This window comes from Staphylococcus sp. 510 (assembly GCF_057219715.1).
This window is the reverse complement of the sequence record NZ_JBXVVK010000022.1, coordinates 1-15,525: the sequence shown is the minus strand read 5'-3', so window position 1 is coordinate 15,525 and position 15,525 is coordinate 1. Positions and strand designations below refer to the sequence as shown.

Sequence of the window (15,525 nt, the reverse complement as noted above, 5' to 3'; positions counted from 1 at the left end):
TGAAAGTCTTATCCCTCAATCTTTGAAAAAAGATTGGGGGTCTTTTTTTATGCCTAAATTTAACTTTGTGATAAATGTCGCAAATGAAAATAGGATTGAAAATTTATCACTTTTACCACTTTTTTAGAGTGACAAAAGTGGAGGAATTTTGAAATATTTTATAAATATATATTTTATTTATGGAGTACAAATTATTAATTAAGGAGGTCATTATAATGACGCTAAGCAAACAACTTAAAACGTATATTACTGAACGATTTAAATTAAATTATCAAGAAAATTGGGCTTGTGAAAACGTAGATGCGGTGGCTGAAGATGTATTACCTGAAAAATATATTAAAAATAGTCCACTTGAACATAAAATTTTAAATACTTTTACCTATTACAATGATGAATTACATGAAATCAGTATTTATCCTTTTTTATGTTATCTAGATAAGGAATTAGTAGCAATAGGTTATTTAGATAATTTTGATTTAGACTTTATATTTTTAAATGACACTCATCAAATTATTATTGATGAACGCTACTTGTTACAAAAAGGGGGCGAGTAATTATGAACTGGATTAAGGTCGCTCAACTATCTGTCACAGTTATCAATGAAGTCATTGAGATTATGAAAGAAAAACAGAATGGAGGAAAATAGTATGAACATCAATCGATACATCACAAGAGGAATTAATGAAAGTATTCCACTAGACCTTCAAACCTTACTTTGGCACATGGTAGAAGAAAAAGATAACCAGCCTCATACCGATTACCTACACATTTTCAAACTACAAGAAGATGATAATATGTTGTCAATTACACATGAACAAGAACAGCCCGCATACAAGTTAGAATATCACTATACAAACTATGAAAAAAATCAAAATGCATTACCTAAGAAAGTCTACGTCATTCGTGAAGATGACGTGGACGATTTTTATTATGTGATGCTTTTACCCGAAGAATACTAAAAGGAGTGACAAATATGAATACAATCAAAAGTACGACAGAAGCCATATTTAGCGATGATGAACAACACCGCTACTTACTAAAAAAGACATGGGATAACAAGAAACCCGCATGTACAGTCATAACGATGTACCCTCATTTAGATGGCGTATTATCACTCGATCTTACCACTGTTCTTATTCTTAACCAATTAGCTAATTCTGAACAATATGGCGCTGTATACCTAGTTAATCTATTCTCTAATATTAAAAGTCCAGAAAATCTCAAACATATCAAAAATCCATATGATGAGCACACTGATATTCACTTGATGAAAGCGATAAGTGAAAGTGACACAGTGATTCTTGCTTATGGTGCCTATGCGAATCGGCCTGTTGTCGTCGAACGTGTTGAGCAAGTAATGGAAATGTTAAAACCTCATAAAAAGAAAGTCAAAAAGCTTATTAATCCAGTAACAAATGAAATTATGCATCCACTTAATCCTAAAGCACGTCAAAAATGGACATTGAAATAAGGGAGGATTATCTATGAACCATGAAACCACGCACTCAGACTGGCGAACGGTTGCTAGTTATTTAGAATCGCAAGATTACGTTTCAATAGTAAAAGGTCTAATAAGTCATTTCACAGCAATTGAAAATGAAGAAATATTGGATAAAATCTATGATGATTTTATGAATGATGATTGTATTACAACGGTACTTAATAATGATTTACAGACAATTATCAACCATTATTTATCAAAATGAAAATTATATTACTTACAATAAAAATAGAGCATCCTTCACTTTGCGGTGAGGGATGCTCTTTTAGTTTATTTTTTTACTGATTACTCGCCATAAGTTCTGCTTGCTCCACAACCTGCTCTACAGCCATTTTTTGTAAATCTGGTGGATAACCATATTTCTTAAGCAATCGTCTCACAGCTACGCGCATTTTAGCTTTTGCGCTATCACGTTTAGACCAATCAACACCCATGTTTTCTTTCACTGTTTTAGTTAGTTCATGAGCAATCGCACGTAGTTCTTTATCTCCCATGGCTTCTTTTGCTGTTTCATGTGAAGCTAAAGCATCGTAAAACGCAATCTCATCTGAATTCAAGCCTAATTCATTTCCTCGTTGTTGTTCTTGTTTAATATCTTTAGCGAGTTGAATGAGTTCTTCAATCACTTTTGATGTTTCAATGGAACGGCTATTATATTTATTAATCGAATTTCCTAACATCTCAGAGAAGCGCTTAGATACTGTCGCATTCGTTTTCATTAATGATTTAACTTGCCCTTTGAGTAATCGATTTAATAATTCTACGGCTACATTTTTTTGTTTCAATCCTTCGACATCTTTTAAGAAATCATCTGATAGGATTGATAAATCGGGTTGTTCAAGACCTAGCGTTTGGTAAACATCAATGACATCTTCAGTCACAACAGATTGTGACACAAGTTGATTAATCTCTGCTTCAACTTCTGCAGGAGTTTTACGTGTTTTCCCTTCTTTTGGTGGTTGTAACAATTTAACAAGTCCTGCTTTAACTGCTTTAAAGAAGGCAATTTCATCATTGAGTTCTTGGGCTGTTGGTTCAGTCGCACAAAGAGCAAAAGCTTTCCCTAACTCTGTGACCGTTTTAATAAAACGCTGGCGTTCATCTTCGCCTAAACCAATCACATAATCCATCGTATCTGAAATCGCATAATAACGTTCAGACTTTTTCTCTGAATTAAACTTAGAATAGTTAAGATTATATAACATATCTTGAATCACATCATATTTCAATAACATCAATTCAACCGCTTTATCTGTATCTATCGCCGTTTGTGCTTGATCAGATTCTGTATATTCTTTGAGTGCCTCTTTTAAGCTTTCAGCAATACCCACATAGTCGACAATTAATCCGCCTGGTTTATCTTTAAACACTCGATTGACACGAGCAATTGCTTGCATTAAATTATGACCTTTCATCGGTTTATCGATATACATGGTATGCATGGAAGGTACATCAAATCCTGTGAGCCACATATCTCGAACAATCACGAGTTGTAATTCATCATTCACATCTTTCATACGTTTTTCTAATAAATTACGACGCTTTTTTGGACCAATATGTCTTTGGAAAGAAGCAGGGTCGCTGGATGAACCTGTCATCACTACTTTGATGACGCCTTTATCATCATCATCTGAATGCCATTCCGGTTTTTGACGAATAATTTCATCGTATAAATCAACAGCAATTCGACGACTCATAGTCACAATCATCCCTTTACCTTTCATCGCTTGCTGACGTGTTTCAAAATGTTGAATGATGTCTTTGGCTAAAGCTTCAACACGAGGTTTTGCGCCAGCTAAAGCTTCAATACGGGACCATTTTGATTTTAAACGCTGTTTTACATCCTCTTCTTGATCTTCTGTAATGTCATTATATGCTTCATCTAAATCTAAATTTTGGGGTAGATTTAATGGAATTACACGACTTTCATAGTAAATTTTAACCGTACTTCCATCAGCTACAGCCTGTGTCATATCATAAACATCAATATAGTTTCCGAAAACCATTTGCGTATTTTTATCCGTTGAAGCTACGGGTGTACCCGTAAATCCTACAAACGTTGCATTCGGTAAAGCATCTCTTAAATATTTAGCATAACCATATTTAATCCCTTCACCTTTATCATCATATTTAGCGTTAAAGCCATATTGTGTACGATGTGCTTCATCTGCCATGACAATCACATTTTTACGTTCTGTTAAGGCAGCCATGGTCGTTTCATTTTGTTCAGGTTCAAATTTTTGCATTGTTGTAAATACAATACCACCCGACTCAACAGATAATAACGATTTTAATTCTTTACGTGTTTCAGCTTGTTTTGGTGTTTGTCTTAATAATCCTTTACCAGAGCGACCTTTTGATTTAACAAACGTACTGTATAGTTGGTTATCTAAATCATTACGGTCTGTTACGACAACTAATGTAGGATTATTCAGCATTTGAATTAATTTTCCAGAGAAAAAGACCATGGTTAAACTTTTACCAGATCCTTGAGTATGCCAAATAACGCCACCTTTACCATCACCATGCCCAGATGAAGCTAATAAAGCTCTATCAACAGCTTTATTAACAGCATAGTATTGATGATACGCTGCTAGAATTTTACTGATATGCCCTTTACCATCATCTTGGAATAATACAAAATATCGAATTAAATCAAGTAAGGTTTCTGGATTTAACATGCCATGAATGAGTACGTCTAAGCTAGCTAAACTTGACGAAGATTCCGTTTCTCCATCTTTAGAACGCCAAGTCATAAAACGATCATAGTTCGCAGTTAGTGAACCGGCTTTAGTATTAATACCATCACTTGTAACAAGCACTTCATTAAATGTAAATAATTGTGGAATACGCATCTTATACGTTTCTAATTGATGATAACCATCTTCGACGCCTACGGTTTCATTGGTTGAATTTTTAAGTTCGATCACAACGATAGGCAAGCCATTGATAAAGAGTACAATATCGGGACGTTTTGTATAGTCTCCATTAACGACCGTGAATTGATTGACTGCTAAAAAATCATTGTTTTGTGGATGTTCAAAATCAACGATTTTAACAATTTCTACTACCGATTGTCCTTCGTCATCATAGTCTTCAATTTCAATACCATTAATCAAATTTTCATGAAAGGTAAGGTTATTTTCTAAAAGATTGGGCGACTTCTCTAAAGTTAGTTCATGTATCGCTTTTTCAATAAAACGAGGATGGATGTCTGAGTTGATTTTTCTTAATGCTTTCTCTAAACGTTCATGAAGGACAACATCTTTATCACTTTTACGTTCTGGCGTTAGACCTGTCATACTAATCTCATTACCTTTTTTATAGTCATACCCTAGTAATTGTAACCATTCTAATGCAACCTGTTCTAAATCATCTTCACTAAATTGAAAGCCCATCTTCATTCACCTCGATATCATCAGGTATCTCAATTTCACCTGACATTAATTTTGGTAGTAATGTGTCACGTAGTTGGGTTAAATTTTGGTTTTCATCTTCATAATTATTTTTTTGGTTAAATAAAGAACTAATTTTGTTATTAAATTGATCTATTATATTCGTATCAGGAGTTAAGTACATAAGATCTTTTATGTTAGCAATAGTAATTTGAGGCTGTGCTGACCCTGTTGTATAGCGTTTAAAATCATTGTATTTAAAAAGTTCTTTAAAATAGTAAAAATAATTTTTTTGCTTTTCATTGAGAACAATTGAGTTATTTGTAACAAATGATTTTTCTTTAGAAATATGAATTTTTCCCGAAGCTGCACCCCGACAAGAAATTAGAATTTTTGGGTTTTCATACATATAACTCGAGTAATAGCCAATAATACCATTTCCACCAAAAACCGGATAACCAGTATTCAAAATTTTCTTAGTTGGTAAATTCTTACCATAATTTATTTTGAAAATATCATTCAACTTATGAACTTTCCAACTCAATGGCATTTCTCCCAACTCACTATCAATCATCTCTCCGCCGCTTGATTTGTATGGATTTCCATTTTCATCAGGAAATTCAAAATCAACAAACCAATGTTTAAACAATGTTTGTGATAGTTCCTCTAGGATTGCTATGATTTTTTGATTGATTTTTTCTTTTTTTAAAAATGCTAATAGTATATGACTAATTTTCATCTGATTTTGAAGGCTAGGTATAGTAATTTTAAGTTTTGAAATCATTTCGTTATTTAAACTTGCCCTTGTAGACATGATAGACATAGAATTTACTTGATTTCTAAAATTATTACTTCTAAAATAAAATGCAGCATATACTGGTAACAATTTATTCTCACAATATTTGTTTGGTCTTAATCTTTTGGTAAATCCATTAAAAGTCGCATTTTTATAGTCTTTTAAAGCTACTGCACTTATACCTAACTCATTTTGTTTCTCACTAGTTCTTGTTAAAAAAAGGTCTCCTTTTTTAACTGAATACTTTTCTCTTTCTTTTTCTTCAGTTATAACTTGCCCAGAAAATTCATTAGGTAATATTAAATTATCGAATACATCTTTAAATGTTAAAAAAGGTGTACCAGTACCAAAATATTTTCTATTTTTTGATAAACCTGAACTAATAGTATATAAATCAGTTAAATTAAATGTCTCAAACTCCATAACCTAATCCCTCCAATGATTTTCGGATTTGGTTTTCGAGTTCTTTTGATTTCGCAAATTGTTCACTTAAATCTGCTGTGATTCTTTCCATTTTCTGTTCAAATGGTTCTGAATCTTCTTCAACATCAGCTAAACCTACATAACGTCCAGGGGTTAAAATATATTCATTATTCTTAACTTCTTCAAGGTTAGCTACTTTACAAAAACCAGCTATATCTTTATATTGTTTATCACTTGTACCTTTCCAAGCATGATACGTTTGTGCTACTTTCTGAATATCTTCATCTGAAAATTCTTTTAATGTTCTAGATACCATATGACCGATTTCACGGGCATCGATAAATAAAATTTCATTTTGTCGCTCTTTTTTACCATTTTGACCTTTATTATTACTAATGAACCAAAGACATACGGGTATTTGAGTTGAATAAAAGAGTTGACCTGGTAAGGTAACAATACATTCAACTAGATCTTGTTCAATGAGATTTTTACGAATTTCTAATTCATCTTTTCCACTTGTAGACATTGATCCGTTGGCTAATACGAATCCTGCTGTACCATTAGGTGCTAACTTTGAAATCATATGTTCAATCCATGCGTAGTTGGCATTGCCTTTTGGAGGTACTCCAAATTGCCAACGATAATCATCAAGTAATCGTTCTTGACCCCAATCACTTGCATTAAAAGGAGGATTGGCTAATATGTAATCTGCCTTTAATCCTTTATGTAGATCGTTATGGAATGTATCAGCATTTCGTTCACCTAAGTCATTATCAATCCCACGAATCGCTAAGTTCATTTTGGCTAATTTCCAAGTCGTAGGATTAGACTCTTGTCCATAAATCGCAATATCATCTAATCGACCTTGATGTTTTTCAACAAAGCGTTCACTTTGTACAAACATCCCACCTGAACCACAGCATGGATCGTAAATACGACCTTTATAAGGCTCAATCATCTCAACTAATAATTTTACAATTGATGATGGTGTATAGAACTCTCCGGCATTTTTACCTTCGGCACTTGCAAATTTAGCAATAAAGTATTCATACACTCGGCCCAATACATCTTGCTTACGACTTTCAGTATCGCCAACTTTAAATGTAAATAAATCAATAATATCGCCTAATTTTTCTTTATCTAACGCAGGACGCGCATATTCTTTAGGTAACACACCTTTGAGTGATTCGTTTTCATTTTCAATTGCAATCATGGCTTTATCAATAATTTGACCGATTTCTGGTTTTTTCGCATTATCATTGATATATTGCCATCTTGCTTCTTTTGGCACCCAGAAAATATTTTCCGCTAAGTATTCATCTTGATCTTCTTCGTCAGCATAAGGATCTTGCTTCAATTCTTCATACTTTTCTTCAAAAGAATCTGATACATATTTTAAAAATATTAAACCTAATGCTACATTTTTATACTCAGCAGCATCCATGCTTCCTCTCAATTTATCGGCAGCTTGCCATAACTTTTCTTCAAAACCTATAGTGGCCATTAATAACACCTCTTAAAATTAATGTTAAATCAACTATAGCAAAAATAAAGACTTATTGTTTAGTACTTTGTTAATATTTAATTTATCTAGACTATCAAAAAAATATAGATTATTATTATCTTAAATTAGTAAACAAGAGTGAATTAAAATGAATAAAAAATATAAATTAAAACGATACGATAAAAGATTTAGAGGTGGATGGTGTTACAAATGTGAAGATTCATATTCTTACCTTTGTGAAGATTGTGGTTATTGTAGATATTGTTGCCATTGTTAATATAAGACTAGATAAATTGGGTATCTTTAACTCAATTAATAAAAAATTTAAATGTAGTTAATAGCTTGCTAACTTTATTTGATGTAATATAATTTCTGCTTTTAGCTTTCAGTTAAAAAGAAACAAATAATTGGCAGATTTTTTAGAGAACTGGAGAAAAAAAGATGTACATTTCTAGTGTTAACATTAAGAATTTTAGAAATTTTGATAATATCGATATTGATTTCCATGAGGGCGTTAATGTATTAATCGGACATAATAATTCGGGAAAATCAAATTTATTACGTGCTTTATCTTTAATATTTGACGGTTCAATTAGAAAGCAACTTTCAGTGGAAGATTTTAATAACTCTTTAACAAAAGAATCTTTAAAAGAAGAGGCTCCGAAAATAGTAATTTCAGTGTGTATGACACAGTCTGAAAATGAAAGATTGATGTCTGATGAGTTAATTACGGTAAGTAATTGGCTAACTAAATTAGAAGAACCTTATGAAGCTAGAATACAATATGAATTCTTTTTACCAAAAGATGAGGAAAAAAATTACATAGATTTAGTGAAAAATATAGATGAAAAAGAAGAAATATGGAATTTAATTAGAAGCCAATTTATTAGGTTGTATGTCAATAAAATCTGGGTGGGTAATCCAGAACATCAGATTCCTATAGATAATGATAGTTTAAATAAATTTGATTTCCAATTTTTAGACGCAATAAGAGATGTAGAGAGAGATATGTTTAGTGGTAAAAATACATTATTAAAAAGTGTAATAGATTTTTTTATAGATTACGATATAAAGTCCGATGAAACAATCACAGAAGAGGAACAGAAAGAAAAATTAGAAGAAAGAAGAAAAGAATTTTCTGATAATTCTAGTGATTTGATTGAAACTATTCATAAAAGATTAGATAGTGGGAATCAAAAAATTTTGTCTTATACAAATAGCATAGGAGCATCTTATGATAAATCAACACCGGATTTTAAAGGTGATCTTACAGAAAGTGAAATTTATACTGTATTACAATTGATAATTAAGCATGAAACTGGAATGACTTTACCTATAACCCATAACGGGTTGGGTTACAATAATTTAATATTTATGGCTTTGCTATTGTCTAAAATGCAAGCTGATTCTGATGGGAATTTTCTAGGTAGTAATGCAAAAGTATTTCCGATACTAGCTATTGAAGAACCAGAGGCTCATCTACATCCTACTATGCAAAATGAATTTATTAAATTTTTAAAAAATAACATTAGAGAAAAAAAGGTAAAGCAGATTTTCATAACTACTCATTCAACACATATTTCTTCTTCTACAAATATTGATGATATTATTTGTCTTTACACAGATGATAGTAAAACTAATGTTAGCTATCCTGGAAAAGTTTTTGATAAGAATATTCAAAGTAAGAAGTACGTACAACGGTTTTTAGATGCCACTAAGTCAAATATGCTATTTGCAGAAAAAGTAATATTTGTGGAAGGTATAGCAGAACAATTACTATTACATATATTTGCAGACTATTTAAATAAACCGTTAGAAAAGAATCATGTTGCAGTAATAAATGTAGGCGGGAGATATTTTAATCATTTTTTATCTTTGTTTGATAGTAATGATAAATGTGCAATTAATCGTAAGGTTTCTTGTATAACAGATTTAGATCCAATGCGAAAAGAAAAAAATGAAAATGAGCAAAAAAATAATTTTAAAGCATGCTATCCTTTTGAATATGAAATGGATTTAGATAAATTTGATTATTCAACTAATAATTCTCTATATAAATATCTAAATAATAAGCACAGGAATATACGAGCATTTGTTCAACCTAATAAATATGGAAAAACATTTGAGTACCAACTTATGTTTGACAATCCTTCATTAAAACTGTTACTTACAGACTCGATTTCTAATAGTCAAGAGCTAGCAGAATTAATGGATCACTATAAAAAAGAAGTATCTTTACAAGAATTAATGGAAATATTACCAAGGTCTAATGAAAATAAGAGAATAATAGAGTCTTTAAACGAGACAAATGACAGCTGGAATGAAGAGGAAAAAAAGAAAGCATTAATAGCATCAAGATATCTAAATTCTATAGGAAAGGGAGAAAATGCTCTAGAGCTAGCTTCAGTATTAAAAGATAATTTAGAGTCAAAAGGACAGATAGAATATGAAGATTTTGTAGTACCAAAATATATAGAAGATGCAATTCGATGGGTGTGTGAATAATATGATTATTAATGCTCAAGCGAAATTAAATATAGAACAAGATTTTAAAATACAGGCTGGTCCTGGTGCTGGAAAAACTGAATTTTTGGTGAATCATATCACAAATGTAATACAAACTTCTGAAAAGCTCGAACGTATGAAGAAAATAGCGTGTATTACTTATACGAATACGGCTGCTCAGACAGTTTTACAAAGATTAGGAAAAAGTGTTTCAAATAGAGTAGATATATCTACAATACATAGCTTTTTGTATAGAAACGTAGTTAAACCATATTGTTCTTTTCTACCCAAAGAATACGGAATTTGTGTGCAAAAATTAAAAGGACATAGTGATCCAATTGTGATTAACAAATATGTAAATGCATGGTTAAAAACTGAATATTTTACGAAATTAAAACCGCCTAATAATAGAAATCAACTACTAAAAGTGCCAGTCCTAAAGAAAGCTTTGCAAAACTGGCTACTATCTATGAAACTTTCTTACGAAAATAATGATGTGCAATTTATTTGTGATAATACCAAAGCTCAAGCAATTGATAAAAAAAGTAAAAAAAGAATAGGAATAAATAAATCAAACTTAAATATACTAGAAAAGCAATTATTAAATTATAAAAAAATATATTGGGAGAAAGGAATTATCGATCATGATGATGTTTTGTTTTTTTCATATGTATTAATTAAAGATTATCCATTCATTCTCACTATTTTATGTGCTAAATATCCCTACTTTTTTATAGATGAATTTCAAGATACTAGTCAATTACAAGATTTTATTATAGATAAAATAAGACAGAAAGGTTGCATAGTGGGGGTTATTGGAGATAAGGCACAGGCAATTTACAGCTTTCAAGGTGCACGGGTTTCCTTATTTGAGAAGTTTAAAGTTGATTCAATAAATTCTCACACTATCTTAGAAAATCATAGAAGTTCATATCAAATAGTTACTTTTTTAAATAGTATCAGAGAAGATATTACTCAAACAGTATATAGTGGTATTAAAAATGATAAAGTTACAATTTTGATTGGAAATCGGATTCGTAGTTATACTAAGGTAGTTAATATTTGTAACAAGGAGTCACTTGTTACCTTATCAAGAGATAATATTACTTCTAATGCAATGAGAATAAAGTTAGAAGGAAATAATTTTGATAAAAAGTTATTGGAAAATTTTCAAGAAATTGATAGTAATAGTAAAAGAAGGAATACTATTATTTCGCTTATAAAAGCTATTGAATTAGCTAAGAATACTAAATATAAAGATGCCTTAAAAATAGTCGAATCGATTTATAAAGATGAAAATAATCCTAAAAAAATAGCTCTTAATTCTCTAATAAATATGATTAATAAATATGATAAATACGGTAATGGTACATTAATGAATTTCTACAATACTTTATGTAAAACCTTAGATATTAAACTTTCAGGGTTTAGAAAGGGACAAGTAAAAGATTTTTACGAAAACACTTTATATAAAAATATGGTGATATGTACAAATATCGTTGAAGACACAAGTAATCATATTACTATCCACAAAGCGAAAGGCGCAGAATTCGAAAATGTATTTGTTATAGGTAATAAAGACACTTTAAGTCTACTTTTGAAACCAGATTTAATGAACGATGAAGAGCATCGTATATTCTATGTAGCTATGAGTCGAGCAAAGAAGAAACTTTTTTTACAATTTGATTATCTTGATAATAATGAACAAAAGAAAATTAAGGAACGTTATGATGTAAGTATTCTACAAATAACCTAATCTAAGAATATTTAAATCCAGTATATTTCTTGATTATAATTCAATAATAGATAAAATCTATAAACGATTAAAAAGAAAATATATTTGCTAAGACCTATAAAAATAAAGATACAATAGATCTTCCTAAATTACAGTTAAAAGAAGTAAACAGATTGAAAACTTTGAAATATTCTAATCCAAAAGTTGAACTATTAAAATTGAAAAAGTAACATTTAATGCTTCTAAATAATATAAATGAATAATCACTTATATATAATAAAAAATCATCCTATATAAGGGTGATTTTTTATTATAGTAGTAATTGGGTATTTTTAGCAAAATCACTGATAGGGAGAAGCGTATCATAAGTGATAAGGTTTTCCATAAAGTTACCCTTATTAATGATATTACTAATAAAGAATATTAATATTTCAAAAAAGCAATAAGATATTAAGTACTTAAAGATTAATTCACAGTTTTATAAAAATATTAAATAACCCACTTTTATTATTATTCTAAAAGTGGGTTATTATTCATATAAATTTAGTAAATAGTTTTAAATATAACTTCTAAAGTGAGTACTTTAAGATATTAAATCAATTAATCTTTCTCTATTAAATTCATCATTGTATTCAAAAAATGATTCTACTCTTCTAAGATAAAATTTACTTATTTTATAGTTATTCTTCTTAATTTTGATTAGTTCCGAAGCTAACGTTTGAGAATCTTTAACAACAGGACCAAACCCATTCTCTAAGTAGTTAAAATAACCGGGTTCATAAGCAGAATATGAGTATATATCATCTATATCAAAGTGATAATATAGAATAGGTTTTTTTAAATACGCAACATCAAATGCTATAGATGATACGTCAGTTATCAAAATGTCCGTATTGCTTATTATATCTTTATAGTTAACACGATCCATAACTTCAATATTAGGTATTGTTTTAAAGAACTTTGAAAATCTTACTTGCATTTTCGGATGTAAGCATAATTTAACTTGCATATTAGTTTGCTTAGCTATTTTTTGGATTTCAGTGTTAGATAAAAATTCAATTAAACTTTTAAAGAATAAACTATTTAAAAATTCATTATCATTTACACTCAATAAATTTGGTCTCCAAGTTGGCATAATTGTAATACATTTTTTTCTTCTTATTACTTTTTAGTAAATCAAATCTAGGTAAACCAGAAAGTAAAACTTCTTTTTCGCTGAAACCATATTTTTGTATAACCTCTTCTTTTTCTTTTTTAGCGCTTGTAATAAAGTAGTCCATAGGTTTATTACGTTTGTGTAATAAGGTAGAAAGATCATTTTGAAGAATACCGTGTTGTAAAAAAACGAACTCAAAATCTAATAACTCTCTTATGAATTTACCGTTAATTGTACCAAAAGGATTATTTAGATAAGCCTCTGAATGTGAAGAAAATACTTTTTCTGCTTTGAACATTAACATATGATGTTTTTTACTATTAAAACTAACAACTTTCGATCCATATTTGTTTCGTAGTTTTATATAGTCTGGACTAGATGAATTAATTAAAAAGAAAGGTGTTATTTGTTTTTGATTTTTATAGACATAATCAAATAATGCCTCTGCATTATCTCCTGCCTTTTCCAACCTATCTACAAATAACCACACTTTTTTATTATTAATTTTTTTGTTGATAATACCTATTAATTTATATATCCCAGATTTTCTAGTGCTTCTTTTTTTTATTAATCCTAAGATGTTTTTAATAACTGGCATTATATGTTTTCTAGAATTAATTATTTTTTTATTATCTTTTAATTTTAAAGTTCTATTTTTGTACTGCCTAAAAGGAATCTTGGTATTACTGAAATTTGTATGCAGTGTTTTACTTACTTGTTTAATATTTTCCAATGCTTGATTGTTAACTAAATATTTCACTTCTATTGTTTTAATACCTTCGTGTAAGTGAATATCAAAACGATAAAATTTATTATAACTAATATTCATATTTAAAAAAGTTTGTTCAGTAATAATTGTTTCATTATTTGGGTGTATTATCTCTTTTTTATTAATAACTAATACGGGCTTAATATCTATATTCATATTAATATTTGGTAAACTAAATCCACATTTTAATACTTGATTTTTTTCATAGATATATTCCGTTTTAAGATACATATCTGTAATGTTTTTAATAAAAATATTATTTGAAAAGATTTTATAGATGCCCTCTTCTTTATTTATATTGAAATTATAGCCTTCATATTTTACTGATAAAATAGCTACCTGGTATACAGCATTAATATGTTTTAAGTTTGGATTGGATATCACATCATCGTCCATTACTTTTAATAAATTAATAATGAGTTGAGTATAATCATCAATTTGGCTCTTATTTAAGGTAGAAAAAGTAGTTGTTTGATATTTTAGACGATATTGCAAGTCATACAAAATCATCATTTGCACATATTTAGGTAAATTTTATTTTGATATTCATTTATTAAGTAATTATGAAAATTCTCTAAAGTATGACTATAATAATTTTCTTTAGTTAATGCTGTATCGATAGCAGATGTTTCATCTTTCCTTTTTCTATACCAATAACAACCTTGAATATAACTCATTAAACCAATTTTAAATGTTCTTTTCAAAACGTTATATACAAATTTTGCATCTTCAGCGTATTTTAAATTAGTGTCAAATTTTATATCTAGTAAAGATGAAGCTCTAAAAAAAGAAGAAGAAGCATGCATTTGTATGTAATCATAGTTATAATACAAATCTATAATTTTATTTTCTTTTTTGCTATATTTGTAATTTAATGGATGTTCTCCTACCATTCCATCAAAAAAGCTTAAACGTGTTGATACTACATCGATAGTAGGGTTATCTTCGAAAAAGTTATATACATTTTTGAATGTTGTTAACCCCCATTTATCATAAGAGTCAATAAAATTAATATATTTTCCTCTCGCATATTTTAACCCAGTATTTCTTGCAACCGAAACTCCTTCATTTTCTTTATAAATATATTTAATATTTTTAGGATATAATTTTTGGTACTTAGATAAAATAAAATCAGAATCATCTGTTGATCCATCATTTACTATAATAATTTGGATATCCTTTAATGCCATAGATTGATTTATGATACTATTTAAGGTTTCATGTATGTAATCTTGTGTATTATATACAGGTATAATCACACTCATTTTAAAGTCGTATGAGTCGTATAGTAGCTCATTTAAACTAATGATTTTAATATCCATTTTTTCAAATACATTTAAATCATTTAAGGTTTCAAAATTAATTATTAGATCAAACATCTCATTGAATTTATTACAATTAATTGTATATTTTGAATTTGTGTTATTAGCGATGATAATTTTTCTATAACTGTTTTCTAACATATTTGATATTTGTTCTAGCTCCTTAGCAGAAGTAAAAGTCCCATATATTAAAATTGTATCCATTTTATGTCTCCTAAATTTTTTATATTAATTTATTTATGGATTTAATAAATTCTATAATTTCTTTGTTCATATAATCTTCATTTAAAGCAAATTGTATCGTTGTTTTAACGAAGCCTAGTTTTTCACCGACATCGTAACGATTACCTTCGAAATCGTATGCGTATACTTGGCTTTCGGCATTCATACGTTCAATTGCATCTGTTAATTGAATTTCA

10 protein-coding genes and 2 pseudogenes are annotated in these 15,525 nt (G+C 29.3%); 6 read left to right on the top strand and 6 right to left on the bottom strand.

What is annotated here, in order from left to right; translation table 11 throughout:
• Positions 1 to 215: 215 nt before the first annotated feature.
• The 4 genes from AC2D8K_RS11920 (at position 216) to AC2D8K_RS11905 (ending at position 1,706) form a co-directional block, all read left to right on the top strand.
• The gene (locus tag AC2D8K_RS11920) at positions 216 to 554 is read left to right on the top strand and encodes an SAUGI family uracil-DNA glycosylase inhibitor (RefSeq protein ID WP_017175172.1); all 339 of its coding nucleotides are present in this window, start codon (positions 216 to 218) and stop codon (positions 552 to 554) included.
• A gap of 93 nt (positions 555 to 647) precedes the next feature.
• Positions 648 to 959, top strand: a complete 312-nt coding sequence (locus tag AC2D8K_RS11915) for a DUF960 family protein (RefSeq protein WP_194382061.1) — start codon at positions 648 to 650, stop codon at positions 957 to 959.
• 14 nt (positions 960 to 973) lie between these two features.
• Positions 974 to 1,471 carry a DUF1643 domain-containing protein gene (locus AC2D8K_RS11910; protein ID WP_194382062.1) on the top strand — a complete coding sequence of 166 codons (498 nt, stop codon included), beginning with the start codon at positions 974 to 976 and terminating at the stop codon, positions 1,469 to 1,471.
• Positions 1,472 to 1,484: 13 nt separating this feature from the next.
• Positions 1,485 to 1,706, top strand: coding sequence for a hypothetical protein (locus AC2D8K_RS11905; RefSeq protein ID WP_017175169.1), 222 nt, complete (start codon positions 1,485 to 1,487; stop codon positions 1,704 to 1,706).
• A 73-nt stretch (positions 1,707 to 1,779) separates the two neighbouring features.
• Here the strand turns inward: AC2D8K_RS11905 and AC2D8K_RS11900 are convergent, their stop codons facing one another.
• From AC2D8K_RS11900 to AC2D8K_RS11890, 3 genes are read right to left on the bottom strand one after another with little or no spacing between them, the layout of a single operon-like run.
• A complete protein-coding gene (locus AC2D8K_RS11900) occupies positions 1,780 to 4,899 on the bottom strand; it encodes a type I restriction endonuclease subunit R (RefSeq protein WP_194382063.1) in 3,120 nt (1,039 codons plus the stop codon).
• A complete protein-coding gene (locus AC2D8K_RS11895; RefSeq protein ID WP_194382064.1) occupies positions 4,883 to 6,115 on the bottom strand; it encodes a restriction endonuclease subunit S in 1,233 nt (410 codons plus the stop codon). The genes AC2D8K_RS11900 and AC2D8K_RS11895 overlap by 17 nt, the downstream gene beginning before the upstream one ends.
• Complete coding sequence (locus tag AC2D8K_RS11890; RefSeq protein ID WP_194382065.1) at positions 6,105 to 7,619, bottom strand: class I SAM-dependent DNA methyltransferase; 1,515 nt, start codon at positions 7,617 to 7,619, stop codon at positions 6,105 to 6,107. Before AC2D8K_RS11890 ends, AC2D8K_RS11895 begins: the two co-directional genes overlap by 11 nt.
• 441 nt (positions 7,620 to 8,060) lie before the next feature.
• On the opposite strand from AC2D8K_RS11890, the gene AC2D8K_RS11885 reads away from it, so the two are divergent.
• Together AC2D8K_RS11885 and AC2D8K_RS11880 are read left to right on the top strand one after the other, a co-directional pair.
• Complete coding sequence (locus AC2D8K_RS11885; protein WP_194382066.1) at positions 8,061 to 10,124, top strand: ATP-dependent nuclease; 2,064 nt, start codon at positions 8,061 to 8,063, stop codon at positions 10,122 to 10,124.
• 1 nt (position 10,125) lies between these two features.
• Positions 10,126 to 11,880: a UvrD-helicase domain-containing protein gene (locus AC2D8K_RS11880; RefSeq protein WP_194382067.1), complete on the top strand. Its 1,755-nt coding sequence runs from the start codon at positions 10,126 to 10,128 to the stop codon at positions 11,878 to 11,880.
• A gap of 562 nt (positions 11,881 to 12,442) precedes the next feature.
• Here AC2D8K_RS11880 and AC2D8K_RS11875 read toward each other — a convergent pair.
• The 3 genes and pseudogenes from AC2D8K_RS11875 to AC2D8K_RS11865 form a co-directional block, all read right to left on the bottom strand.
• Positions 12,443 to 13,613, bottom strand: a pseudogene (locus tag AC2D8K_RS11875) (CDP-glycerol glycerophosphotransferase family protein).
• A 680-nt stretch (positions 13,614 to 14,293) separates the two neighbouring features.
• Positions 14,294 to 15,310: a glycosyltransferase family 2 protein gene (locus AC2D8K_RS11870; RefSeq protein WP_484698761.1), complete on the bottom strand. Its 1,017-nt coding sequence runs from the start codon at positions 15,308 to 15,310 to the stop codon at positions 14,294 to 14,296.
• Between the two features lie 19 nt (positions 15,311 to 15,329).
• A pseudogene (locus AC2D8K_RS11865) lies at positions 15,330 to 15,525 on the bottom strand (UTP--glucose-1-phosphate uridylyltransferase); the annotation flags it as partial.

What these genes read in the sequence shown, in the direction of transcription:
- AC2D8K_RS11910 (WP_194382062.1), top strand. Translation starts at nt 974, where the DNA reads ATGAATACAATCAAAAGTACGACAGAAGCCATATTTAGCGATGATGAA.
- AC2D8K_RS11885 (WP_194382066.1), top strand. Translation starts at nt 8,061, where the DNA reads ATGTACATTTCTAGTGTTAACATTAAGAATTTTAGAAATTTTGATAAT.
- AC2D8K_RS11890 (WP_194382065.1), bottom strand. Translation starts at nt 7,619, where the DNA reads ATGGCCACTATAGGTTTTGAAGAAAAGTTATGGCAAGCTGCCGATAAA.
- AC2D8K_RS11905 (WP_017175169.1), top strand. Translation starts at nt 1,485, where the DNA reads ATGAACCATGAAACCACGCACTCAGACTGGCGAACGGTTGCTAGTTAT.
- AC2D8K_RS11895 (WP_194382064.1), bottom strand. Translation starts at nt 6,115, where the DNA reads ATGGAGTTTGAGACATTTAATTTAACTGATTTATATACTATTAGTTCA.
- AC2D8K_RS11870 (WP_484698761.1), bottom strand. Translation starts at nt 15,310, where the DNA reads ATGGATACAATTTTAATATATGGGACTTTTACTTCTGCTAAGGAGCTA.
- AC2D8K_RS11915 (WP_194382061.1), top strand. Translation starts at nt 648, where the DNA reads ATGAACATCAATCGATACATCACAAGAGGAATTAATGAAAGTATTCCA.
- AC2D8K_RS11900 (WP_194382063.1), bottom strand. Translation starts at nt 4,899, where the DNA reads ATGGGCTTTCAATTTAGTGAAGATGATTTAGAACAGGTTGCATTAGAA.
- AC2D8K_RS11880 (WP_194382067.1), top strand. Translation starts at nt 10,126, where the DNA reads ATGATTATTAATGCTCAAGCGAAATTAAATATAGAACAAGATTTTAAA.
- AC2D8K_RS11920 (WP_017175172.1), top strand. Translation starts at nt 216, where the DNA reads ATGACGCTAAGCAAACAACTTAAAACGTATATTACTGAACGATTTAAA.